Here is a 24,303-nt window from a genome sequence, read left to right on the forward strand (position 1 = left end):
CCTGCCCCCGAAAGGAATCATGGACCGCCCGTCTCCCCTCCTCGCCGTCGACGGAACCCCTGTGGTCTGGCTCGGAGCGAACTTCTGGTCGCGCACCGGCGGCCCGCTCATGTGGAAGCGCTACGACCCCGCGATCATCCGTCAGGAACTGCGAGTGCTCGCCGATCACGGCCTCACCATGACCCGGTCGTTCTTCTACTGGCCGGACTTCCATCCCACCCCGGACACACTCGACGAGCAGTGTCTGGCGAACTTCGCCGACTTCCTGGATGCCCACACGGAGACCGGGATGACGACGGTGCCGACCTTCCTGGTCGGCCACATGTCGGGCGAGAACTGGGACCCGGCGTGGCGGGAGGGGCGCGACCTCTACAGCGACGTCTGGTTCGTCGGGCGGCAGGCCTGGTACGTGCGGGAGCTCACGGCGCGGTTCGCCGCGCATCCCGCAGTGGCCGGCTGGCTGCTGACCAACGAGATGCCGATCTACGGCGGGGAGGCGCCGCGGCCGATCGTGGACGCCTGGGCCTCCCTGCTGGTCGACGCCGTCCGCGCCGGCGGCGGCACGCAGCCGGTCGCGGTCGGCGACGGGGCCTGGGGCATCGAGACGACCGGTCACGACAACGGCTTCTCGGTGCGCGACCTCGCGCGGTTCACCGACTTCGTCGGGCCGCACGTCTACCGGATGGAGACCGACCAGACCCGGCAGCACCTCAAGGCGGCGTACATCGCGGAGCTCTCCGCTGTCGGCCTCCCGGTCATCATGGAGGAGTTCGGCCTCACCAGCGACTTCGTCTCCGACGAGGGCGCGGCCTCCTACTACCGGCAGCTCCTCTACACGACTCTGCTCGCCGGAGCGACCGGCTGGATCGCGTGGAACAACAGCGACTACGACGACCTCGCCGACCAGCGGCCCTACTCGCACCACCCGTTCGAGATGCACTTCGGCATCACCGACCGTCACGGTGCGCCCAAGCCGCCGCTGCGCGAGCTGGCCCGGTTCGCCGCCGACCTCGCGGCCATCGACCTCCCGAACGCGAACCGCACGCCGGTGGACGCCGCGATCGTCGTGCCGTCGCACCTGGAGGCGGACTACCCGTTCACGAACGAGGCCGAGCGGGCGCACATCGTGGCGACCGGCGAGCAGGCGTACCTCGCGGCGCACGAGGCGCACATCCCGGTCGCCGTGGTCCGCGAGCGGGAGGACGGCGGCATCCCGGTCGGCTACGGCCTGTACCTGCTGCCGTCGATCAAACAGCTGTGCGCGACCTCCTGGCTGCAGTTGGAGGAGCTGGCCCGCGACGGAGCGACCGTGTACGCGTCGTACTCGCACGGCGACAGCGGCGTGCAGCGCGGGCCGTGGTGGACGAACACCGAAGCGCTCTTCGGCGTGCGCCTGCAGAGCGCGTACGGTCTGGCCGAGCCGGTGACCGACGAGACGGCGACGATCCGGTTCGTGATGGACTTCGGGCCGCTGACCGCCGGGACGGTGCTGACGTTCCCCGTGGCCGGCAACGAGAACGGTCGGACGTTCCTGCCGGTGCGGGCGACCTCCGGAACCGTCATCGCTGTCGACTCGCACGGCCGCCCGGCGATCGTGGTGAAGGAGCACGGCGCGGGCCGCGCGGTGCTGTCGACTTATCCGCTGGAGTACTTCGCGTCCGCGCGGGCGCGCAGCAACCCCGAGGACACCTGGCGGTTGTACGACGCGCTGGCCTCGGTGGCCGATGTGGAGCGCGACGTGCGCCTCGACGACCCGCGGGTCTTCGTGGACACGCTGGTGCACGACGACGGGCGGCGCTTCGCGGTGTTCGTGTCGCAGCACGCGACACCGGTCACGGTGCGGCCGGTCGTGGCGGGGAGCTTCGGACGCTCGCGGGCGACGCGTCGGGCGACCTGGCGCTCGACCCGTACGGTGTGGCGGTGCGCGAGGTCGTGCTGGACTGACTCGGACCTCTGCTACGGTCCAACCATGACCTTGGGGGAAATCGGCAGGCCGTCGCGGCCGCCGTTATCGCGGTGTTCCTGTCGGTCGCTCTGGGCGGATGCGCGTCGGATGCGCCGCCCACGAACGCCGCGACGACGAACGTCGCGGCCCCCACGACGACACCGGCCGCCGCACCCACCGTAGAGCCCAGCGGGGAGGCGGAGACAGCCGAACAGACCGCATGGAAGGCCTGCGCGGCCGTCGCGCAGGACGAGTACGTGTCCAAGAACCCGGGTTCGAGCATCGAGCCGTTCCTGGCGTCCAGAGACACCTTCCAGGACTTCGGTGACGGCGCGCCGCGCATGATGGTCGGCGTCCACCCGGCACAACCCGTCGCCGGCTCCGGAGGGATCGTCGTCGTCTGCACGATGTCCGACACGAGCCACGCGGCGACCGTGGTGTCCTGGACGATCAAGGACGTTTGACCCAGCCCTTCGGCATTCGCATCAGGAGTCCGTCGGCGCGTGGCGCTCGAGGAAGTCGTAGACCTCCGTCGAGTCCACTCCGGGGAACGTCCCTGTCGGCAGCGCCGCGAGCAGCGACGTGGGCGTGCGGGCCGCCGGCCACGCCATCCCCTCCCAGCGGTCCGCGAGCGCGCCGGACGGGCGGCGGCAGCACGATTCGTCGGGGCAGCGCGACACGGCCCGGTGCGTGGTCTCGCGGCCGCGGAACCATTTCACGTGCGCGAACGGCACGCCGACGCTGACCGAGTAGTCGCCCTCCTTGGCCTTCTCGATGCGGGAGGTGCACCAGAACGTCCCGCGCGGGGTGTCGGTGTACTGGTAGTACGGGCTGAACCGGTCGGCGACGTCGAAGACCGTCCGGGCGGTCCAGCTCCGGCAGACCGGCGTGCCCTCGATCGCGCCGAGCGCGTCTGAGGGGAAGGCGACCGAGTCGTTCTCGTAGGCCTTGATGATGGTGCCCGACTCGTGCACCTTCATGAAGTGCACCGGGATGCCGAGCCGCGCGGTCGCCAGGTTGGTGAACCGGTGGCAGGCGGTCTCGTACGACACCGCGAAGGCGTCGCGGAGGTCCTCCATCGAGATGCGGCGGAAGTTCTTGGCCTCGGCGAGGAACGCGACGGCGTCCTTCTCCGGCAGCAGCAGCGCCGCGGTCAGGTAGTTGGTCTCCACCCGCTGTCGCAGAAAGTCGGCGTAATTTCCGGGCTCGTCGTGACCGAGGAGCTGGGAGGCGAACGCCTGAAGGATGGGGGAGCGGGAGTCGCGGGAGGCCGACTGCTCGGTCGGCAGGTAGATGCGGCCGTTGCGCTTGTCGGTCACCGACCGGGTCGAGTGCGGGAGGTCGCCCACGTAGTGCAGCGAGAAGCCGAGGCGGTCGGCCATATCCGCAACGGTCTGGTGCGAGACCGGGCCTCCGGAGTGGCCGACCGCGGTCAGGAGGTCGGCGGCGATGGCCTCCAGGTCGGCGAAGTAGTTGTCGCGGGCGCGCATCGTCGCACGCAGCTCGGCGTTGGCGCGGCGGGCCTCCTCCGGGGTCGCCGCGCGCTCCTTGTGGAGACGCGCGACCTCCTGGTGCAGGGCCAGGATCGCCCGCAGCGTCGCGTCGGGGACCGCCTTGGACACCCGCACCGGGTCGATCCCGAGCGCGCCGAACACCGGCCCGCGCTGCGCCCGCTCGACCGCGATCTCCAGGGCTGCGCGCTCGTCGGGGGCGTCGGGGGCCAGGAGGTCGTCCACGGTCACGCCGAGGGCGGCGGCGATGGCGCGGAGCTGGGCGAGGCGCGGCTCGCGGTTGCCGTTCTCGATCGCGGACACCTGGGACGGCGCGCGGTCGATCGCGGCGGCGAGGGCCTCCAGCGTCATCGCCTTCTCGAGGCGGAATGCGCGCACGCGCCGGCCGAGGGTGAGCGCGTCGGCTCCGATCGGCTCGTCGTCGATCCGGACAGCGGTGTCGGTCATGCAGGCCATGCTGACACTCCGGCGAAGTTCTGGCAAACAGAAGAACCCGCGAATTTCTGTCGACGGATCCTCTCCGGACGTGTTGCGGCCGGGCCACGATCGTGTCATCCGATCCGACCGATGGAGGTCACGATGAACACCGCAGCCCGTCCCGGGGACACGACGCAGACCGCCGCCGAGCTCCGCCTCGAGTGGGACGCCGACCCGCGCTGGTCCGGCATCCGCCGCGACTACACGGCCGAGGACGTCGTGGCGCTCCGCGGCCCGGTGCGCGAGGAGCAGACACTCGCCCGACGCGGCGCCGAGAAGCTCTGGGAGCTCATCCAGCGCGAGGGCAGCGGCCCGGACGCGCAGTGGGTCGCCGCGCTCGGCGCCCTCACCGGCAACCAGGCCGTCCAGCAGGTCCGCGCGGGCCTGGAGGCGATCTATCTCTCCGGCTGGCAGGTCGCCGCCGACGCCAACCTGTCCGGCCAGACCTACCCCGACCAGAGCCTGTACCCGGCCAACTCGGTTCCCGCGGTCGTCCGCCGGATCAACAACGCGCTGCTGCGCGCCGGCCAGGTCGAGGGCCCCGACGGCCCGGTGGCCGACTGGATGGCGCCGATCGTCGCCGACGCGGAGGCCGGCTTCGGCGGCCCGCTCAACGCGTACGAGCTCATGCACAGCATGATCCAGGCCGGCGCCGCGGGCGTGCACTGGGAGGACCAGCTCGCCAGCGAGAAGAAGTGCGGCCACATGGGCGGCAAGGTGCTCGTCCCGACCGGACAGCACATCCGCACCCTCAACGCCGCGCGGCTCGCGGCAGACGTCGCGGGCGTCCCCACCATCGTGATCGCCCGCACAGACTCGCTCGCGGCAACGCTGCTGACCAGCGACCACGACGAGCGCGACCGGCCGTTCCTCACCGGCACGCGCACGGCGGAAGGCTTCTACGAGGTGACAGGCGGCATCGAGCCGGTCATCGCCCGCGGCCTCGCCTACGCGCCGTACGCCGACCTGCTCTGGGTGGAGTCCGCCGAGCCGGACCTGGAGCTTGCGCGCCGCTTCGCCGAGGCGGTGCACGCCGAGTTCCCCGGCAAGAAGCTCGCCTACAACTGCTCGCCGTCGTTCAACTGGCGCAAGCACCTGGACGACGAGACGATCGCCCGGTTCCAGCGCGAGCTGGCGGCGATGGGCTACGCGTTCCAGTTCATCACCCTCGCGGGCTTCCACGCCCTCAACTACTCCATGTTCACGCTCGCCAAGGACTACGCCGACCGGCAGATGAGCGCGTACGTGGACCTCCAGGAGGCCGAATTCGCCTCCGAGAGCTCCGGATACACCGCCACCCGCCACCAGCGGGAGGTCGGCACCGGCTACTTCGACCGCATCGCGACCGCGCTCAACCCCGAAAGCGCCACCCTCGCCCTAGTCGACTCCACCGAACAACACCAGTTCTAACCCCACCCACCCCCGTCCCCAGCCATCGCTTCCTCACTTTCTCGCGCCGACACGCAGTGCGAGGCGGGAGAAAGTGAGGAACGGATGGCGGGGGAGACGAGAAGGAGATACGACCATGATCGAGATCACCGGGCCCCGCGTCGACGGGACCGACGACATCCTGACCCCGGAGGCGCTCGCCTTCGTCGACCACCTGCACCAGGCCTTCGCCGCCCGCCGCCAGGAACTCCTGCAGGAGCGCCGACGTCGTCGCGAGGAGGCAGGCAACGGCCGCGACCCGCGCTTCCTCAGCACCACCGAGGTGATCCGCGACGACCCGCACTGGCGCGTCGCCGGCGCCGGCCCCGGCCTGGAGGACCGCCGTGTGGAGATCACCGGCCCGACCGACCCGAAGATGGCGATCAACGCCCTCAACTCGGGAGCCCGCGTCTGGCTCGCCGACCAGGAGGACGCCACCAGTCCCACCTGGGCGAATGTCGTCGGCGGCCAGCGCACACTGTTCGACGCCGTCCGCGGGCAGCTCGCCTTCACCAGCCCCGAGGGCAAGGATTACCGGGTCACCACCCCGCACGAGCACACGCCCACCATCGTGATGCGCCCGCGCGGCTGGCACCTGGTCGAGAAGCACCTCGCCTTCACCGACCGGGCCGGGCGCACCACCCCGGCCAGCGCCTCCCTCACCGACTTCGGGCTGTACTTCTGGCACAACGCCGAGGAGCTGGTCGCGTCCTGCCGCGGACCGTACTTCTACCTGCCCAAGCTGGAGTCGCACCTGGAGGCGCGGCTCTGGAACGACATCTTCGTCTTCGCCCAGCAGCGGATCGGGATGCCGGTCGGCACGGTGCGGGCGACGGTCCTGATCGAGACCATCCCGGCCGCGTTCGAGATGGAGGAGATCCTCTACGAACTGCGCGACCACTGCGCCGGCCTCAACGCCGGCCGCTGGGACTACATCTTCTCGATCATCAAGACCTTCCTCGGCCGCGGCAAGCGCTTCGCGTTCGGCGACCGCAGCGGCATCACGATGACGGTCCCGTTCATGCGGGCGTACACCGAGCTGCTGGTCGCCACGTGCCACAAGCGCGGCGCCCACGCGATCGGCGGCATGAGCGCCTTCATCCCGAACCGCCGCGACGCCGAGGCGACCGAGCGCGCCCTCGCGCAGGTCGCCGACGACAAGCGCCGGGAGGCCGGCGACGGCTTCGACGGGACCTGGGTCGCGCATCCCGACCTCATCCCGACGGCGCTCGCCGAGTTCGACGCGGTGCTCGGCGACCGGCCGAACCAGGTCGAGCGGCTGCGCGAGGACGTGCACGTCACGGCGGCCGAACTCCTCGACGTCACGTCGGCCGGTCGCACGGTCACCGACGCGGGAGTGCGCTCGAACGTCTCGGTCGCCCTCCGCTACATCGAGGCCTGGCTGCGCGGCACGGGAGCCGTCGCGATCGACGGGCTGATGGAGGACGCCGCGACCGCGGAGATCTCCCGCTCGCTGCTGCGGCAGTGGATCGAGAACCGGGTCGTCACCGCCGAGGGAACGCCGGTCGACCGTGCGCTCGTCGCCGGGATCCTGGCCGAGGAGTGCATCCGGCTCAGCGCGGACGCGCGCACCGCGGGAGTCGCGGACCGCTTCGACGATGCGGCCGAACTGCTGGCGGAGGTGTCGCTCGCGGAGGAGTTCCCGACCTTCCTGACCATCCCGGCCTACACCTGGTTCCTGGTGGACGAGCCGTCGCAGGAGCAGATCGAGGAGACCGTGGAGGAGCTGGCGCCGGCCGTCTGAACCGGGCGTGGCCGGCGTCGACGGCTGTGGTTGCCGTCACCGGGGGTGGTGCTCGAGGTACTTCTCGAGCACCACCCCCTGATTCAGTTCCGGGTCGCGCGCGCCGACGAGCAGCGTGACGACGGGATGCGTGTCGCCCAGCTCGCGGAGCTGCGCCACCGCCGGGTTCGCGTCGAGCTCGGCGTCGTAGCGCACGACGAACTCGTCGAACAGGGGCGCCTCATGGTGGAACCAGCGCCGCAGCTCGGTGGACGGCGCGACGTCCTTGAGCCAGAGGTCCACCTTCGCCTTCTCCTTGGTGAGGCCGCGCGGCCAGAGCCGGTCGACCAGCACGCGGAGGCCGTCCTCCACGGCGGGCGGGTCGTAGACGCGCTTGACGCGGTAGACCATGTCGAGACCTCCTACAGCATCGTGAGGGTCGGCTCCTCGTGGGTGCCGACCGGGAAGTGGGCGAGGAAGACGACCCCTTCGGGTCCGGCGTCGAACCGGGCGATGCGGGCGCCCTCCTCCTCGTAGAAGGTGTCGCCGGCCTCCAGAGTGACCACCGCACCGCCCTCGACCTGGTAGAACGCCGAGCCGCGCTCGATCGAGCCCACCACCGGGCCGTTGTGGAGGTGGAGGCCGCCGGCGACGTCCGGCTGCATCGTGATGCGGCGCGTCTGGATACGGCCGACCGGGCGCGGGTTGGCGAGCGTGACGTCCTGCACGATCTCCCGAACGATCGGCCCGATCTCCTCGACCGGCCTCATCGCCTCGACCGGCCTCAGCTCCTCGGCGCTCATAGCGGAGCCAGCAACGCGTCGCGGAGGCTGTCGCCGAGTCCGGGCGGGATTTCGACCGACACGGCCAGCGCCTGGATGGCGCGGCTGAAGTAGTTGCGAGCCGCGGCGGCCAGTGTGATGTCGACGATCTCGCGGTCCGTGAAGCCGAGCTCACGCAGCCGCAGGGAGTCGGCATCGGTCATGGACGCGGAGTCCTCGCTGACCCGCTTCGCGTAGTCCATCATCGCGACCTCGGCCTCGCTCAGTCCGGCGTCGTGGAAGTCGCGGGCGACGGCCTCCACGTCGGCGGCGTCCATGACCGCGAGGGTCTTGCGGCCGTGCGCGAGGCGGCAGTGCTGGGAGCGCGTGCCCTCGGCGGCGGCGAGGGTGACGAGCTCGAAACGCCGTACGCCGAGCTGGGCGATGATCGCCCGGACGAGCTGCTCCCAAGCACGGTACGCCTCGGGATTGGACGCCATCACGCGGGTGTACTCGGCCACGTAGCCGAGGTCGCGCTCGTCCTTCGCGTAGATCTCGGCGATGTCGCCGGTCGCCTCGCCGGGTTCGACGGTCTGGATGATGGTCATGTGTCCTCCTCGCACCTCGCGGGATTCATCGTGCCACCGGCGGGCCGGGCGTGCCAGAGCGGACGAGCGCAGAGGCGTGCGCGGCCGCTCAGTGCGCGAAGGCCGCCTCGGACGGCGCGTCCGCCGGCTTGCCGACGAAGAACGAGCCGACGACCCCGAACAGCGAGATGATCGCCGCCGCGAAGAACGCCGCACGGATCCCGCCCGCGGTGGCCGCGTCGAGCGAGGCTCCGCCCGCTGCGAGGGTCGCGGTCTGCGCCGACAGCACGGCGACCAGCAGCGCCGTGCCCGCCGCGCCGCCGACCTGCTGGATGGTGCCGAGGATCGCGCTGCCGTGCGAGTACAGGTGCGGAGGCACCGCGCCGAGGCCGGCCGTGAAGAGCGGCGTGAACATCAGCGCCAGGCCGAGGCTCATCGTGATGTGCGCGACGAGCACCAGGTAGATCGGGGTGGTCTCGGTCACCATCGTCAGCCCCCACATCACCAGGCTGACCAGGATCGCTCCGGGGATCACCAGCGGGCGCGGCCCGATCCGGTCGTAGAGACGGCCGACGAACGGCGCGGCGAGCCCCATGACCAGGCCGCCGGGCAGCAGGAGCAGGCCGGTGCCGAGCACGTCGAGGTGCAGCACGTGCTGAAGGTAGAGCGGGAGCACGATGATGACGCCGAACAGCGACGCCGTCGTGATCGCCATCAGCACGATCGCGGCCGTGAAGATCGGGCTGCGGAAGGTGCGGAGGTCGAGCAGCGCGCGGTCCGTGCGCTGGAGGAGCAGTTGCCGGGTGATGAACGCGGCGAGCGCGACGACGCCGACGGCGAGCGAGCCCCACAGCATCGGCCCGTTGCCGGCGGCGGCCGGCCCGGTCTCGCTGCTCAGCGTCAGCCCGTAGACCAGTCCGCCGAAGCCGAGCGCCGACAGGATGACCGAGAGCACATCCACCCGGCTCTTGCGGGTCTCGGTGACGTTCTCGACGAATTTCGCGCCGATCAGCAGCATGACGAGCGCGATCGGCAGCACGATCAGGAAGATCCAGCGCCACGCCAGGAAGTTGAGGATGACGCCCGAGATGGTCGGGCCGATCGCGGGCGCGACCGAGATGACGATGGAGACGTTCCCCATCGTGCGGCCGCGCAGCGCCGGCGGCACCAGCGTCATGAGGGTGGTCATCAGCAGCGGCAGCATGATGGCGGTGCCGCATGCCTGGATCACCCGGGCGACGACGAGGATGCTGAACCCGGGCGCGACGGCGGCGACCAGCGTGCCGAGCGAGAACAGCGACATCGCCGCGATGAAGGCCTGCCGGGTGGTGAACCGCTGCAACAGGAAGCCGGTGATCGGGATGACCACCGCCATCGTGAGCATGAAGGCGGTCGAGAGCCACTGCGCGGCGAGTGCGTCGATGTGGAGGTCGTCCATCAGCTTGGGGATGGCGACACTCATGATCGTCTCGTTGAGGATCACGACGAACGTGGCGGAGAGCAGGAGCCAGATCACGCGCTGATCGCGCGCCGCGATGCGCGGCTGGCCGTTGTGCGACCCGCCCTCGGCCTGACGGGTCGCTTCGGTGTCGATGGCGTCGGCGCGAGGCGCAGGTGAGGTCTTCTCAGTCACCGGTCCACACTATCCGCGACCCCCGACACCGTGGGTTTCGATCAGATGAACTCACCGCCCCGTTCACTCTCCGCGTAACCCGGAATACCGCAGCCATCTCTTCCTCACTTTCTCCCGCCTCCACTCGGCGTGTTGCGGGAGAAAGTGAGGAAGAGACGGCTGGGCGGGCGGGCGGGAGGGGGTCAGGAGGCGAGGCCGCGGACTTCGCGGACGGCGTCGGCGACGGCAGGGGCGACGGCGACGAGGTCGGCTTCGGTGATGTCGGGGCTCCAGGAGAAGCGCACCGCGGTGCGGGCGATGTCCTCGTCGTAGCCGAGCGCGAGGAGCACGTGCGAGGCGTCCTCGCTGCCGGCGGCGCAGGCCGATCCGCTGGAGGAGACGATCCCGCGCCGCTCCAGCTCCAGCAGCACGGTCTCGCCGTTCGTCCCGGGGAAGACGAAGGAGGCCGTCCCCGGCAGGCGCGACGAGGGGTGACCGGTCAGCTCCGCTCCGGGTGTCTGCGCCAGCACCGCGGCCGTGAACGCGTCGCGCGCGGTCGTCGCGTGGGCGGCGTTCGCCTCCCGGTCGCGCATGGCCAGCCGGGCCGCCGTCGCCAGCGCGACCGCCCCTGCGACGTTCTCGGTCCCGGATCGGCGCCCGCGCTCCTGGCCGCCGCCGTGCAGCACCGGCTCGAGCGGGAGCCGGCCGCGCACGAACAGCGCGCCGATCCCCTTGGGGGCGCCGAGCTTGTGCCCGGAGACGCTGAGCGCGTCCACCCCGAGCGCGCGGACATCGAGCGGCAGCCAGCCCGCCGCCTGCACCGCGTCGGTGTGGAAGGGGACGCCTAGCGCATGCGCCGACGCCGCCAGCTCCGCGACCGGCTGGACGGTGCCCACTTCGTTGTTGGCGAGCATCACGCTCGCGAGCGTCGTGTCCGGCCGGAGCGCCGCGGCGAAGTCGGCGGGGGACACCAGGCCGTCGCGACCGACCGGAACGAACGTCGCCTCGAACCCGTGCACCCGCACCAGGTAGTCGACGGAGGCCAGCACCGCCTCGTGCTCGATCGGCGTCGTCACCAGGTGCCGGCCGCGGGGCGCGCCCAGCGCGATCCCCTTGACCGCGAGGTTGTCGGCCTCGGTGCCTCCCGAGGTGAACACGACCTCCGACGCCCGGCAGCCCAGCCACTCCGCGACCGTCGCGCGCGCGGCGGCCAGGGCGCGCGCCGCCGACTCGCCGACCGCGTGGTGGCTCGACGGGTTGCCGAAGTCGCCGGTGAGGTACGGCCACATCGCCTCCAGGACCTCGCGGCGCACCGCGGAAGTCGCGGCGGCGTCGAGGTACAGCCCGGTCATGCGTTCTCCAGCACCACGTCCAGGCCGAGGTCGAGCGAGCGGACGCTGTGCGTGAGCGCGCCCGAGGAGATCACATCGACGCCGGTCTCGGCGATGTCGCGCACGGTGGCGAGGCTGACGTTGCCGCTGGCCTCCACGATCGCGCGGCCGCCGACGATCGCGACGCCCTCGCGCAGGTCGTCCAGTGTGAAGTTGTCGAGCATGATCGTGTCCACCCCGGCGGCGAGCACCGGTTCGATCTGGTCGATGCGGTCCACCTCGACCTCCAGGTGCGTGGTGTGCGACAGCTCGGAGCGCACCCGGCGGAGGGCGTCGGTCACCGACAGTCCGGATTGGGCGGTGAGGATCGCGAGGTGGTTGTCCTTGGCCATCACCGCGTCGGACAGCGAGTAGCGGTGGTTGTGGCCGCCGCCGCTGCGCACCGCGTGCCGCTCGAACGCGCGGAGGCCGGGCGTGGTCTTGCGGGTGTCCACGATGCGGGCGGAGGTGTGGGCGACCTCCGCGACGAACGATGCGGTGAGCGTCGCGATGCCGGACATCCGCTGCACGAAGTTCAGGGCCACGCGCTCGCCCTGCAGCACCGAGCGGGCGGGGCCGCTCACGGTCGCGAGGGTGTCGCCCGCCTCGAACGCGTCGCCGTCCGCAACGGCCAGTCCCACCTCGATGGCGGGGTCCGTCAGCGTCATCGCGGCGGCGAAGACGGCGCCCCCGGAGAACGTGCCGGGCTCGCGCGCGGAAAGCCGCGCGGTGGCATATGCCGTTTCGGGAATGAGCAGCTCGCTGGTCAGGTCGCCCCACGGCGCGTCCTCGGCGAGAGCGGCTCGGACGACGTCGTGGATGGTCTGGCGGGTCAGCATGGAACGGTCACCTCGGTAGGAACGGACAGCGGTGCGAGCACGGTGTGGCGGGGCGTACCCGTCGCCGGCAGCGGGAAGTCGGAGCGGAAGTGGGCGCCGCGCGACTCCTCGCGCGACAGGGCGGAGGCGACGACCAGGCGGCCGAGCTGAAGGAGGTTCGCGTCCTCGCCGGGCTCGGGCATCCGGAAGGCGGCGAGCTCGCGGGCGGCGCGTTCGAGGCCGGCGCGGTCGCGGTGGAGGCCGGCGCCGGCCCAGAGGATGGACTGGAGCCGCGCGCGGTCGAACGGCTCGGCGCCCTCCGGGAGTTCGATCGCGGCCGACGCTGCGGGGCCGGGCTCGGCGACCCAGTCGGGCAGTTCGGCCCACGGCTCGCCGATCGTCTCCGCCGCGCGGTGGGCGAACACCAGCCCCTCCAGCAGCGAGTTCGAGGCCAGCCTGTTGGCGCCCTGCGCGCCCGTGCAGGCGACCTCCCCGACCGCGAACAGGCCGGGGACGCTCGTGCGCCCGAGGATGTCGGTGACCACGCCGCCCATCGCGTAGTGCGCGGCGGGCGTGACCGGAACCGGTTCGCGGGACCAATCGATCCCGGCGGCCCGGCAGGCGGCGTCGATGGTGGGGAAGCGGTGTGCGAGGAACTCCGCGCCGAGCGCGGTGGCGTCGAGCACGACGGGGAGGCCGCCCTGAGCCGCCATCTCGACGGCGATCCCGCGCGCGACGACGTCGCGCGGCGCGAGCTCCGCGTCCGGGTGGACGTCCAGCATGAACCGCTCGCCGCGCGCGTTGCGGAGCACCGCGCCCTCGCCGCGCACCGCCTCCGACACCAGGAAGGTGCGCGAGCCGCCGTCCGCGGACAGCAGCCGCAGTGCCGTCGGGTGGAACTGCGTGAACTCGAGGTCGGCGAGCAGCGCGCCGGCCCGGTACGCGGCCGCCACCCCGTCGCCGGTGGCGATCTCCGGGTTGGTCGTGTGCGCGTAGAGCTGCCCCCAGCCTCCGGTCGCCAGCACGACAGCGTCGGCGTCGAGCTCGGCCTCGGTGCCGTCCGCCAGCCGCAGTGCGACCCCGGAGGCCGCGCCGTCCGTCACGAGCACATCGCGGAGGAACGCCCCGGTCACCACGCGGATGCCGGCGGCGCGCACAGCCGCGTCGAGCGCCCGCTCGATCTCCGCGCCGGTCGCGTCGCCGCCCGCGTGCAGCACGCGCGCGCTCGAGTGGGCCGCCTCCAGCCCGCGGGCGAGTCCCGTCGCGTCGCGGTCGAACGCGACGCCGAGCGCGATCAGCTCACGCACCCGCGCCGGCCCGTCGCCGCAGAGCGCCTCCACGGCCTCCACGACGTTCAGTCCCGCGCCCGCACGCAGCGTGTCCGCGACGTGGTCGGCCACGCTGTCGTCGGAGAACACCGCTGCGGCGATCCCGCCCTGCGCGTACCGGGTGCTGCCGTCGGCGATGCCGCCCTTGGTCACGATCGTCACGTCGTGGCGCTCGGCCGCACGCAGCGCGGCGACGAGCCCGGCGATCCCGCTCCCGACGACGACGACGCGGGCCATGTCAGGCCGCCATCGTCGTGTCCGGCCGGGCGGCGAGCATGCGCTCGAGCGCCACCCGGGCGGGCGCGGCGACCTCGTCGGCCACGCGCACCTGGTTCACGACCTCGCCGCGCACCAGGCCCTCCAGTACCCAGGCGAGGTAGCCCGGGTGGATGCGGTACATGGTCGAGCACGGGCAGACCACCGAGTCGAGGCAGAAGATCGTGTGCTGCGGGTACTCCGCCGCCAGCCGCTGCACGAGGTTGATCTCGGTGCCGATGGCGAAGGTGGAGCCCGCGGGCGCCGCCTGGATCGCCTTGACGATGTAGTCGGTCGAGCCGTATTCGTCGGCGGCGTCCACGACCTCCATCGGGCACTCGGGGTGCACGATCACCCGGACGCCGGGGAACTCGGCGCGCGCGTGCTCGATCTGGCCGACCGTGAAGCGCTTGTGCACCGAGCAGAAGCCGTGCCACAGGATGACCTGCGCCTCGCTCAGCGACGTCTCGTCGTTGCCGCCGAGCGGCTTGCGCGGGTTCCAGAGCGGCATCCGCTCGACCGGGACGCCCATCGCCTTGGCGGTGTTGCGGCCGAGGTGCTGGTCCGGGAAGAACAGCACGCGCTGCCCGCGCTCGAACGCCCACTTCAGCACGGTCGCCGCGTTGGACGACGTGCAGACGATGCCGCCGTGCTCGCCGCAGAACGCCTTGAGCGCCGCCGACGAGTTCATGTACGTCACCGGGATGACCGGCACGCGTCCATCGGCGTCCGGCTCGGTGCCGTACAGGTCCTCCAGGGCCTCCCAGCACTCCTGCACCGAGTCGAGGTCGGCCATGTCGGCCATCGAGCAGCCGGCGGCGAGGTTCGGGAGGATGACGCTCTGCTCGGGCCGGGACACGATGTCCGCGGTCTCCGCCATGAAGTGGACGCCGCAGAAGACGATCGTCTCGGCCTCCGGGCGCGCCTTGGCGAAGTTGGCGAGCTGGAAGGAGTCGCCGACGAAGTCCGCGAACTGCACGACCTCGTCGCGCTGGTAGAAGTGGCCCATCACTGCGACGCGGTCGCCGAGGGTCGCCTTGGCGGCGCGGATGCGCCCGGCGAGCTCCTCCTTCGACGCGGTGCGGTATTCCTCGGGCAGCTCGCCCTGCTTCGGGGCGAAGGCGGGGATCGGGTCGTCCTGCGAAGCGCCCGGGCCGTACGAGGGCGGGGCGGAGTCGAACAGCCAGGGCCCGTCGACCAGCTCGGGGGCGCAGGTGGCGCCGTCGAGGCTGCCGCTCGAGATGAGCTGGATGGTGGTGTCGACCGATGCGATGGTCATGACTGCTCGCTTTCCGGGGTGGGACGTGTTTCCGGGGTGGGACGTTGGCGGCGGGCGCCGAAAGGAGGCTGCTGCCGGGGGAGCGGCCCCGCGTCGGCGAGGTCGATCGAGTCGTTGTAGCGGTAGAGCCGCGGTGGCCGGTGCCGCGTGCCGGTGAGGTAGTCGCCGGTGGCGACGACGGCGCCGGAGGACTCGATGGTCCGCCGGAAGTTCGCCGGGTCGAGCGGGCGGCCGAGGACCGCCTCGTGCACCTCGCGGAGCTGGGCGAGGGTGAAGCGCTCGCCCAGGAAGGCGTGGGCGATGCGCGAGTACTCCATCTTCGTGCGCAGCCGCCAGAGGGCGTACTCGACGATGACGTTGTGGTCGAAGGCCAGCTCGGGAAGGTCGTCGGCCGAGAACCAGCCGACGTTCTCTCCGGCCGTCGCCGCTTCGGCCTCCGCGCTGCCAACGAGCGCCCAGTAGACGATGGAGACGACGCGTTCGTCGCCGGGGGAGCGGACGGCGTCGCCGAACGTGTAGAGCTGCTCCAGGTAGCGCGGGGCGAGGCCGGTGGTGTCGGCGAGGGTGCGGGCGGCGGCGTACGCCAGGTCTTCGCCGACCCGGAGCGGGCCCCCGGGAAGCGCCCAGCGCCCTTCGAACGGGGCCCGGATGCGGCGCACCAGCGGCAGCCAGACCTGGGCTCGCCCTCCGGTGAGCTCGTCGGAGCGGAGCGCGAAGATGACCGTCGACACGGCGAGCATCGCACTCGCGCGTTCGTGCTCGGCCATCGCGGGCCTCCCGTCCGACTAAAGGTCACAGTGACCCTAAGTTGCGCACCATCTTAGTGTCAACATGACCAGAACACCAAACGGGCGGGCAACACTCGGGTCCGCGCGCACCCGCCGCGCGGACCCGTTATGCTGGCCGAGTCAACTGAATACCGGGCCATTCAGGCCGATGCGGGAGAGTCGCGCGCGCGAGCGGGCGGCACCGAAGGAGCAATCCTCCCCGACAATCTCTCAGGTACGCGTACCGCATCGGACTGGCCACTCTGAAAAGCAGGGCAGCACTTGCCCTCGCCCACGGTGAAAGCCGTCGCCCGCAGCAGCGGTCGCGGTGAAACTCTCAGGCCGGATGACAGAGGGGAGTTCTTCACACGGAGCGCGCAGCGCGCTACCGTTCATCCCTCCGGCGACGGCCGGCGAACGGAGAACTCATGAGCTCGCACGACAGCCACACCGACGACGCAGGGACTCACCCCGCAGCGACCGCCGCGACGGAGCGCACCTCCCCGCTTCACGACGCCCACACCGCCGCGGGCGCGTCCTTCACCGACTTCGCCGGCTGGCAGATGCCGGTGCGCTACTCCAGCGACCTCGCCGAGCACCACGCGGTCCGCACCGCGGCCGGTCTCTTCGACCTGTCGCACATGGGCGAGATCGTGCTCATCGGCCCGGAGGCCGGGCAGGCGCTCGACTACGCCCTCGCCGGCAAGCTGTCGTCGCTCGCTCTCGACCAGGCGAAATACAGCATGCTGCTCTCCCGCGCCGGCGGCATCCTGGACGACCTCGTCGTCTACCGGACCGGCGACGACCGCTACATGGTGGTCGCCAACGCCTCCAACCGGGAGGCCGTGGCCGAGGAGCTGCGCGACCGCACCGCGCCGTTCGACGTGGAGGTCTACGACGAGAGCGACGACATCGCGCTCATCGCCGTGCAGGGACCCGCGGCGCTGAGCGTCGTGCTGGCGACCCCCGGCTTCCACCTCGAGGGCGACGACTTCGCCCAGCGGGTCACCGACCTCAAGTACTACTGGAGCATCCCGGCCGAGTTCGAGACCCACCCGGTGCTCGTCGCCCGCACCGGCTACACCGGCGAGGACGGGTTCGAGCTCTACACCGCGCCGGACAACGCGCGCGCCCTCTGGGACGCCCTCCTCGAGGCCGGAGCCGCGCAGGGCCTCGTCCCCGCGGGTCTGGCCAGCCGCGACACGCTGCGCCTGGAGGCCGGCATGCCGCTCTACGGCCACGAGCTGGGCCGCGACACCATGCCGGCCCAGGCCGGTCTCGGCCGGATCGTCAACCTCGCCAAGGACACCGACTTCGTCGGGCGCGCCGCCAGCGAGGAGGGCCCCGACGCCGAGGCACGCGTGCTGGTCGGCCTGATGGGCCAGGGCAAGCGCGCCGCCCGCGCCGGCTACCCGGTCATCGCCCCGGCCGTCGACGGCGGCGAAGAGGAGGTCGGGGTCGTGACCTCGGGCGCACTCTCGCCGACCATCGGAGTCCCGATCGCGATGGCCTACGTCGCACCGAGGTTCGCCCGGCCGGGCACCGAGCTGCACGTCGACGTGCGCGGCAGCAGCCTCCCCTTCACCGTCACCGCCCTCCCCTTCTACAGCAGAAAGAAGCACTGACCATGGCCGCAGAGCAGGACCTGAAGTACACCGCCGAGCACGAGTGGCTCCTCGTCGAGGGCGACACCGCGACGGTCGGCATCACGAGCTACGCGGCCGAGAAGCTGGGCGACGTCGTGTTCGTCGAGCTCCCCGCGGAGGGCAGCGATGTCGCTGCCGGCCGGGTGGTCGGCGAGATCGAGTCGACCAAGTCGGTCGGCGAGCTCTTCGCGCCCGTGAACGGCACCGTCGCCGAGGCCAACCAGGCCGTGGTCGACGCGCCCGAGCTGGTCAACAGCGACCCGTTCGGCGAGGGCTGGCTCATCAAGGTGACCTTCACCGCCCTCCCCGACGGCCTCCTCTCCTACGACGAGTACAAGGCCCTCACGGGCGAGTAAGGCAACCGCTAGACATGAGCGACCAGTTCCAGACGCGTCACATCGGCACCGACGGGGACGCGCAGCGATCCATGCTGTCCGCCCTCGGGTACGAATCGGTGGAGGCCCTCGTCTCCGCCGCAGTGCCGGACTCCATCCGCATCGCGCCCGGGCGCGTCTCCGCGCTGCCCGCCCCGATCAGCGAGCGCGCGGCGCTCCGCGAGCTGCGGGCGCTCGCCGCGCGCAACACCGTGAACCGCAGCCTGATCGGCCTCGGCTACTACGGCACGATCACCCCGGCGGTGATCAAGCGCAACGTGCTGGAGAACCCGGGCTGGTACACCGCGTACACGCCGTACCAGCCGGAGATCTCCCAGGGCCGCCTGGAGGCGCTGATCAACTTCCAGACGATGGTCTCCGATCTGACCGGCCTGGATACCGCGAACGCCTCCATGCTCGACGAGGGCACCGCCGTCGTCGAAGGCATGCTGCTGGCGCGCCGCGCTTCCAAAGCCGCCGGCGCGACGTTCGTCGTGGACGCCGACACCTTCCCGCAGACCCTGGCGCTGCTGCGCAACCGCGCCGAGGCGGTCGGCATCGAGCTGGTCGTGCTCGACCTGGCCTCCACGCCCGCCGACGCCGCGGAGCTGCAGGAGGCGTTCGGCCTGTTCGTGCAGTACCCCGGCGCCTCCGGGCGGGTGTGGGACCCGTCCGCCGTCATCGCCGCCGCGAAGGCCGCGGGCGCCGTCGTCGTGGCCGCCGCCGATCTTCTCGCCCTCACCCAGCTCACCTCGCCGGGCGAGCTCGGCGCCGACGTCGCGGTCGGCACCAGCCAGCGCTTCGGCGTCCCGATGGGCTTCGGCGGCCCGCACGCCGGCTACATGGCGGTCCGGAAGGGCCTGGAGCGCCAGCTCCCCGGCCGCCTGGTCGGCGTCTCGCAGGACGCGATCGGCAAGCCCGCCTACCGGCTCACCCTGCAGACCCGCGAGCAGCACATCCGCCGGGAGAAGGCGACCTCCAATATCTGCACCGCCCAGGTGCTGCTGGCTGTCATGGCCGCGATGTACGCGGTCTACCACGGCCCGGCCGGCCTGCGCGCGATCGGCCGCCACGTGCACCTCTCGGCCGTCGCGCTCGCCGACGCGCTGCGCGCTTCCGGGGTGGATGTCCGCTCCCGCTCGTTCTTCGACACCCTCGTGGTCGAGGTGGACGACGCGGCCACGGTCGTCGAGCGCGCCCACGAGCGCGGCCTCCTGCTGCACGCCATCGACGCCGGCCTGGTGTCGCTGAGCCTCGACGAAGAGACCGCCGCCGATCTGCGCGACGGCATCTTCCCGGTCGGCGACCTGATCGAGGTGCTCGGCGGGTCGGTGGACGGCGAGCCCGCGCTCGCGTTCGGGTCCGAGCCGTCATTCGATGGAGCCCTCGCGCGCACGTCGGACTTCCTCACGCACCCGGTGTTCTCCACGCACCACTCGGAGACGGCGATGATGCGCTACCTCCGTCAGCTCCAGGACCGCGACTACGCGCTCGACCGCGGCATGATCCCGCTGGGGTCGTGCACGATGAAGCTCAACGCGGCCACCGAGATGGAGGCCGTCACCTGGCCCGAGTTCGCCGCGCTGCACCCGTTCGCCCCCGCGGCGGACGTGGCCGGGTCACTCGAGCTCATCGACCAGCTCGAGGGCTGGCTCGCCGACGTCACCGGCTACGACACCGTGTCGCTGCAGCCGAACGCGGGCAGCCAGGGCGAGCTCGCCGGCCTCCTCGCGATCCGCGGCTACCACCGCTCGCGCGGCGACCTCCAGCGCACCGTCTGCCTCATCCCGCAGTCGGCGCACGGCACCAACGCGGCCTCCGCCGTGCTCGCCGGCATGAGCGTCGTCGTGGTCGCGACGGACGAACTCGGGAACGTCGACCTCGGCGACCTGCGCGCGAAGATCGCGGCCAACGCCGACACTCTCGCCGCGCTGATGATCACGTACCCGTCGACGCACGGCGTCTACGAGCACGAAGTCGTCGCGATCACCTCCGCGGTGCACGAGGCCGGGGGACAGGTCTACGTCGACGGCGCCAACCTGAACGCGCTGCTCGGCTACGCCCGGTTCGGCGACTTCGGCGGCGACGTCAGCCACCTCAACCTGCACAAGACCTTCTGCATCCCGCACGGCGGCGGCGGCCCCGGCGTGGGCCCGGTGGCGGCGAAGGCGCACCTCGCGCCGTTCCTGCCCGGCCACCCGCTCGCGCAGGACGCCACGCACGTGCTCGTCGGCGCGGACGGTCCTGACGGCCGGATCGAGCACGGCGGCGCCCCGGTCTCCGCGGCCCCGTACGGCAGCCCGAGCATCCTCCCGATCTCGTGGGCGTACGTCCGGATGATGGGCGCTCAGGGCCTGGCGGACGCCACCGGCGCCGCGGTGCTGGCTGCCAACTACGTCGCCGCGAAGCTGCGCGAGCACTTCCCGGTGCTGTACGCGGGCGACAACGGGCTGGTCGCGCACGAGTGCATCCTCGACGTCCGGCCGCTCACCGAGCGCACCGGCGTCACCGTGGACGATGTGGCCAAGCGCCTCATCGACTTCGGCTTCCATGCGCCGACCATGTCGTTCCCGGTCGCGGGCACGCTGATGGTGGAGCCGACCGAGAGCGAGGACCTCGCCGAGCTCGACCGCTTCGTCACCGCGATGGTCGCGATCAAGGCCGAGGCCGACGCGGTCGCCGCGGGTGACTGGCCGGCCGACGACAACCCGCTGCGGAACGCACCGCACACCGCGGAGTCGATCGCGACCTCCAACTGGGACCACGCCTACACGCGCGAGCAGGCCGTCTACCCGGTCCCCACGCTCGTCCGCAACAAGTACTGGCCGCCGGTGCGCCGCATCGACCAGGCCTACGGCGACCGCAACCTCTTCTGCGCCTGCCCGCCGCCGGAGGCGTTCGCCTAGTCTCCGCCCCATCACACCGCTCGAACCGCCGAGCCACGGATTCGTCCGTGGCTCGGCCGTTGCGTTTGTGCGGCGAAATGCTTGCAATAGAAATTCTATTGGGTGTGATTGCAAACGGATGGTGTTAGTCTGCCTCAAGTGGCCGGCGTCGGCGTGGCGGCCTCCGAATGAAAGGTGTCTTGGCATGCGGCACCGGCTCGTGATGAGGGCTCGCATACCACTGCCCCTCCTCATAAGTGCGGCTGCCCTGGTTCTCGGGCTGAGCGGGTGCGCATGGGGAGGAAAAGAAGTGAACACGGAGACAAATCTCGCCAACCAGAGGAAGGCCGCGATTGCTTTCCTCGAGCAGCAGGGCGGTGTGGAGAAGATCAGCTTCACGCAGGAGGGCGGTAAGCCGGGCCTCGGTGCGTACTGGTGTGCCAACGTTGTCGTCACGATTGCCGGCAAGGAGTATCAGGAGATCATCGGTATCCATGTTCTGGGCGGCGATCCTTTGCCTGACATAGCGCCAACTTCGAGACCGATCCCCGTGACTGTGGTCTTCAGCGACGGTTCATCGGAGGTGATCGAATGACGAGCGCCCAGGACTACGCCGCTATCGCGAACGAGGCGTACGTTGTGGACGCGCTGAAGCTGGATCCGCCCAGAAAGAAGGGCGACTCGTTCTACACCAGCGGCAAGATGACCAACCAGAAGTTCCAGGTGTACGACACCGGGACCGACCCGGGCACCGGTTTCCAGGGCATGGCGGTGGTCCCTGTGGTCGACGGGGTTCCGGACTATTCGCAGGTCTTCGTCGCGTTCGCGGGCACGAACCCCGACGATCGCGCCGATGTCGTCGCGGACTTGGTCTCGGTGGTGGGGCGGCGGACGGGGGAGGGTACTCAGGTTCGGGAGGCGGTGAAGTTCGCTGAGCGGGTGGAGCAGCGGCTCGCGGCGGAGGGGCATGCGGGGGCGCGGATCGAGACGGTGGGGCACTCCCTCGGCGGGTTCCTCGCACTGTATGTCGCTGCGGAGAAGCATTGGCCGTCGACCAGCTTCAACGGTCCGGATCCGTGGGATGCGTTGTCTGCGCAGGCGAAGGAGTGGGTCCAGGCGGAGCGCAAGCGGGGTGGATCTGTGCTGACGAACTACGTGAACCAGTTCGACCTGGTCGGGAACGTCCTGGGGCACGGGACGGGCGCCGGCGTCTTCGTCGAGGACGACCTGTGGAAGGGCGTCATCGAGCATCACGATCTGGGCGCCGCGTTCGCGTTCGATCGGTTGGGTGCCATGCTGGGTGCGGGCGGCAGAAGCCGCACGGTGGCGGAGATCGCGGACCTGGTGGATATCGCCAGTCCCGGGCAGGGGCAGACGCTGCGGGTCCTGGACGGGATCGTCTCGACGGTCAACGGGGTCGGCGCGGTCACCACGGGGGCGGTGTTATCGGGTCTCGTCGTCGCAGTGGACACGGTGGCGGCGCTGGGGCTGGCGTCGAGCGTCGGGGGAGTCGTAACTCACCTGCAGACCATCAAAGACGTGAACAACGGGCTCGTTCCGGCGATGACGACGGCGTTGACCAACGCGAAGAGCCTGGCCGCGCAACTGTATCCGTGGGTGACGGAGGCGGACATCGAGGAGTGCGTGAGAGCCCACAGTCTCCAGGTGGAGCAGAACATCGACGTGGAGGCGGTCGCGGCGGTGAACGATCTCGTGGACGACCACATCGACACGGTGGGGCGGATCTCGCACGGGGTGATGAACACGGTCCAGAACGCGGTCGAACAGGATGCGCGGTGGGCGCAGGCCTATGCACTGGGTTCGATGGGTGGTTCGTGATGTCGTGGCTGGGTGACCTCATCGAGGAGGCGGTCACGGATGTATCGGGCACGGTGGATGCGACCATCCACGCGATCGATGGCGCCGTCCATCAGGCGGCGAAGAGCCTGTTGGATGCGACCCTTCCGCCGGTGGTCCACACCCAGTACGGGGTCGTGAAGACTGCCAACCGGGTGGTCATGGAAGGAGCTGTCATCGCGGTGAACGTCACCCTCGGCAGAGCGAACGTCGCAGCGGCGCTTTCCGGTGCCGTCGAGAAGAAGGTGACGGCGGGGCTCGAACACATCGCGTCGAAGAACGATTACACCCGCGCAGTGGACAGCATCACCCCATGACGCACCGCGAGTTCCGCACACGGGGTGAGTTGGAGGAGACCCACCGCGAGGAGGACGCGCTCGCGCGGCGCCGGGTCGAGCAGGCCGACGAGTACGTCTCGTACTACCGGTCGAGGATGCGGTCGATGGAGGAGGGCTTCTACGAACTCGCCCGGCAGGGCGCTGCCGACGACCCCCGGTTCAGGGCGGTCTTCGCGCAGCTCGCACACGACATGGACGAGAACATCCGCTCGGCCGCCGCCGTGGTCGCCCGCCTTGATGAGGACCACCGAGCGCTCCAGCCCCGCCACGCACGCGAACTCGAGAGACTCCACGAGCACCAGCGAGAGCGGGACCGGCCGGAGGGCTGATCGGGCCGGGCAGCGCCGCCGGTCAACCGAAGATGTGCGGCCAGAGGGCGACGGCGAGCGGGTAGCCGACGAAGGAGACGATGTCGATGATGACGTGCGCGACCACGAGCGGCATCACGCGGCCCCAGCGCGTGTAGCACCAGCCGAAGACGACACCCATGATCGCGTTGCCGACGAACGGCCCGAAGCCCTGGTACAGGTGGTAGCTTCCGCGGAGCAGTGCGGCGGCGACGATGATGTTCCACTTCCCCCACCGAAACTGTCCCCAGCCGAGCTGACGCAGCCGCGTGAACAGGTAGCCCACGACGATCACCTCCTCCTGGAGGCCGGCCCGCAGCGCCGCGAAGATCAGGATCGGTACCGTCCACCAGTGCGTGTCGAGCGGGGACGCCTGCACCTGCACCGTGAGACCGAGCACCCGGCCGAGCGCGTAGAACAGGATGCCGGGCACGCCGATCACCAGGAAGAGCACCAGGCCGCCGCCGAGGTCGCGGCCCGGGCGGCTGAGGTCCAAGCCGATCCGGCGGAAGCCGGTGCGCAGCGGCTGCCAGAGCAGGAAGATCACCAGCGCCACGGCGAACAGCGGGAACGCATTGCCGAGGAACTGATACAGGAAGTCGAAGACCTCCCGGCTGGATTGCGACGGGTTGACCTGCGCGGTCTGATTCGCCAGGGGGTGCTCTGCGTGGACCGGTCCACGATCGTGACGATGGAGTAGACGGCGGACTGGCCGAGCGACAGCCCGAGTACGATCGCGACCTCCCACCAGAGCCGTGGCCGCTCGCCGCGGGCGACAGGCGTCTCGCCGGTCCAGGTGGGTAGACCGGGCGTGGTTCGACCCGGCCGGACCGCTTCAGTGCTCATATGTGCATCCTGCCAGGCGCGGGAGGGCTCGGGGATGAGCACACGCCTCAACGAAATCCGAGCATCGACCGACGGAACCGCGCGGATTCTTGCGTATCACGCTCCAGGACCACCGAATCCGTGGCGTG

General features: G+C 70.9%; 21 protein-coding genes, 1 pseudogene and 2 riboswitches. Of the genes and pseudogenes, 11 read left to right on the plus strand and 11 right to left on the minus strand.

The annotated features are described in order from the left end of the window. The first annotated feature begins 19 nt into the window (after positions 1–19). Both ACRAWC_RS19970 and ACRAWC_RS19975 read left to right on the plus strand, forming a co-directional pair. Positions 20–2,128 carry a cellulase family glycosylhydrolase gene (locus ACRAWC_RS19970; RefSeq protein WP_431349289.1) on the plus strand — a complete coding sequence of 703 codons (2,109 nt, stop codon included), beginning with the start codon at positions 20–22 and terminating at the stop codon, positions 2,126–2,128. 74 nt (positions 2,129–2,202) lie between these two features. Then, positions 2,203–2,409 carry a hypothetical protein gene (locus ACRAWC_RS19975; RefSeq protein WP_431349290.1) on the plus strand — a complete coding sequence of 69 codons (207 nt, stop codon included), beginning with the start codon at positions 2,203–2,205 and terminating at the stop codon, positions 2,407–2,409. 21 nt (positions 2,410–2,430) lie between these two features. On the opposite strand, the gene ACRAWC_RS19980 is transcribed toward ACRAWC_RS19975, so the two are convergent. Then, positions 2,431–3,903 carry a helix-turn-helix domain-containing protein gene (locus ACRAWC_RS19980; RefSeq protein WP_431349291.1) on the minus strand — a complete coding sequence of 491 codons (1,473 nt, stop codon included), beginning with the start codon at positions 3,901–3,903 and terminating at the stop codon, positions 2,431–2,433. Positions 3,904–4,035: 132 nt separating this feature from the next. Between ACRAWC_RS19980 and aceA the strand changes: the two genes are divergently transcribed. Then, positions 4,036–5,343 carry an isocitrate lyase gene (aceA, locus tag ACRAWC_RS19985; protein ID WP_431349292.1) on the plus strand — a complete coding sequence of 436 codons (1,308 nt, stop codon included), beginning with the start codon at positions 4,036–4,038 and terminating at the stop codon, positions 5,341–5,343. 115 nt (positions 5,344–5,458) lie between these two features. Beyond that, entirely contained in the window at positions 5,459–7,126 is a 1,668-nt protein-coding gene (gene aceB / locus ACRAWC_RS19990; protein WP_431349293.1) for a malate synthase A, read from the plus strand. Positions 7,127–7,162: 36 nt separating this feature from the next. Here the strand turns inward: aceB and ACRAWC_RS19995 are convergent, their stop codons facing one another. The 9 genes from ACRAWC_RS19995 to ACRAWC_RS20035 all read right to left on the minus strand — a co-directional run bounded on the left by ACRAWC_RS19995 (position 7,163) and on the right by ACRAWC_RS20035 (position 15,882). Further along, positions 7,163–7,516 carry a DUF488 domain-containing protein gene (locus ACRAWC_RS19995; protein ID WP_431349294.1) on the minus strand — a complete coding sequence of 118 codons (354 nt, stop codon included), beginning with the start codon at positions 7,514–7,516 and terminating at the stop codon, positions 7,163–7,165. 11 nt (positions 7,517–7,527) lie between these two features. Further along, positions 7,528–7,908 (minus strand): hypothetical protein, encoded by a 381-nt coding sequence (locus ACRAWC_RS20000; RefSeq protein WP_431349295.1) that lies wholly within the window; start codon positions 7,906–7,908, stop codon positions 7,528–7,530. Then, a complete protein-coding gene (locus ACRAWC_RS20005) occupies positions 7,905–8,474 on the minus strand; it encodes a peroxidase-related enzyme (protein WP_431349296.1) in 570 nt (189 codons plus the stop codon). The genes ACRAWC_RS20000 and ACRAWC_RS20005 overlap by 4 nt, the downstream gene beginning before the upstream one ends. 88 nt (positions 8,475–8,562) lie before the next feature. Beyond that, positions 8,563–10,047, minus strand: coding sequence for an MDR family MFS transporter (locus ACRAWC_RS20010; protein WP_431349492.1), 1,485 nt, complete (start codon positions 10,045–10,047; stop codon positions 8,563–8,565). Between the two features lie 221 nt (positions 10,048–10,268). After that, positions 10,269–11,417 (minus strand): cysteine desulfurase family protein, encoded by a 1,149-nt coding sequence (locus ACRAWC_RS20015; RefSeq protein WP_431349297.1) that lies wholly within the window; start codon positions 11,415–11,417, stop codon positions 10,269–10,271. Continuing rightward, the gene (nadC, locus tag ACRAWC_RS20020; RefSeq protein WP_431349298.1) at positions 11,414–12,274 is read right to left on the minus strand and encodes a carboxylating nicotinate-nucleotide diphosphorylase; all 861 of its coding nucleotides are present in this window, start codon (positions 12,272–12,274) and stop codon (positions 11,414–11,416) included. The genes ACRAWC_RS20015 and nadC overlap by 4 nt, the downstream gene beginning before the upstream one ends. Beyond that, positions 12,268–13,818: an L-aspartate oxidase gene (gene nadB / locus ACRAWC_RS20025; RefSeq protein ID WP_431349299.1), complete on the minus strand. Its 1,551-nt coding sequence runs from the start codon at positions 13,816–13,818 to the stop codon at positions 12,268–12,270. The genes nadC and nadB overlap by 7 nt, the downstream gene beginning before the upstream one ends. A gap of 1 nt (position 13,819) precedes the next feature. Beyond that, entirely contained in the window at positions 13,820–15,115 is a 1,296-nt protein-coding gene (nadA, locus tag ACRAWC_RS20030; protein ID WP_431349300.1) for a quinolinate synthase NadA, read from the minus strand. After that, the gene (locus ACRAWC_RS20035) at positions 15,112–15,882 is read right to left on the minus strand and encodes an NUDIX hydrolase (RefSeq protein ID WP_431349301.1); all 771 of its coding nucleotides are present in this window, start codon (positions 15,880–15,882) and stop codon (positions 15,112–15,114) included. The genes nadA and ACRAWC_RS20035 overlap by 4 nt, the downstream gene beginning before the upstream one ends. A gap of 162 nt (positions 15,883–16,044) precedes the next feature. After that, positions 16,045–16,139, plus strand: a riboswitch (glycine riboswitch). Between the two features lies 1 nt (position 16,140). Continuing rightward, positions 16,141–16,242: riboswitch (glycine riboswitch) on the plus strand. Between the two features lie 68 nt (positions 16,243–16,310). Here ACRAWC_RS20035 and gcvT point away from each other — a divergent pair. The 7 genes from gcvT to ACRAWC_RS20070 all read left to right on the plus strand — a co-directional run bounded on the left by gcvT (position 16,311) and on the right by ACRAWC_RS20070 (position 23,311). Continuing rightward, complete coding sequence (gene gcvT, locus ACRAWC_RS20040) at positions 16,311–17,507, plus strand: glycine cleavage system aminomethyltransferase GcvT (protein ID WP_431349302.1); 1,197 nt, start codon at positions 16,311–16,313, stop codon at positions 17,505–17,507. A gap of 2 nt (positions 17,508–17,509) precedes the next feature. Next, positions 17,510–17,884 (plus strand): glycine cleavage system protein GcvH, encoded by a 375-nt coding sequence (gene gcvH, locus ACRAWC_RS20045; protein WP_431349303.1) that lies wholly within the window; start codon positions 17,510–17,512, stop codon positions 17,882–17,884. A gap of 14 nt (positions 17,885–17,898) precedes the next feature. Further along, positions 17,899–20,808 (plus strand): aminomethyl-transferring glycine dehydrogenase, encoded by a 2,910-nt coding sequence (gene gcvP, locus ACRAWC_RS20050; protein ID WP_431349304.1) that lies wholly within the window; start codon positions 17,899–17,901, stop codon positions 20,806–20,808. A gap of 289 nt (positions 20,809–21,097) precedes the next feature. Further along, the gene (locus ACRAWC_RS20055; RefSeq protein ID WP_431349305.1) at positions 21,098–21,382 is read left to right on the plus strand and encodes a hypothetical protein; all 285 of its coding nucleotides are present in this window, start codon (positions 21,098–21,100) and stop codon (positions 21,380–21,382) included. Then, positions 21,379–22,626 carry a hypothetical protein gene (locus tag ACRAWC_RS20060; protein WP_431349306.1) on the plus strand — a complete coding sequence of 416 codons (1,248 nt, stop codon included), beginning with the start codon at positions 21,379–21,381 and terminating at the stop codon, positions 22,624–22,626. The genes ACRAWC_RS20055 and ACRAWC_RS20060 overlap by 4 nt, the downstream gene beginning before the upstream one ends. Next, positions 22,623–22,961, plus strand: coding sequence for a hypothetical protein (locus tag ACRAWC_RS20065; protein ID WP_431349307.1), 339 nt, complete (start codon positions 22,623–22,625; stop codon positions 22,959–22,961). The genes ACRAWC_RS20060 and ACRAWC_RS20065 overlap by 4 nt, the downstream gene beginning before the upstream one ends. Continuing rightward, positions 22,958–23,311, plus strand: coding sequence for a hypothetical protein (locus tag ACRAWC_RS20070; RefSeq protein WP_431349308.1), 354 nt, complete (start codon positions 22,958–22,960; stop codon positions 23,309–23,311). Before ACRAWC_RS20065 ends, ACRAWC_RS20070 begins: the two co-directional genes overlap by 4 nt. A gap of 22 nt (positions 23,312–23,333) precedes the next feature. Here the strand turns inward: ACRAWC_RS20070 and ACRAWC_RS20075 are convergent. Further along, a pseudogene (locus ACRAWC_RS20075) lies at positions 23,334–24,175 on the minus strand (CPBP family intramembrane glutamic endopeptidase). Positions 24,176–24,303 lie beyond the last annotated feature (128 nt).

The organism is Leifsonia sp. L25 (genome assembly GCF_050632895.1).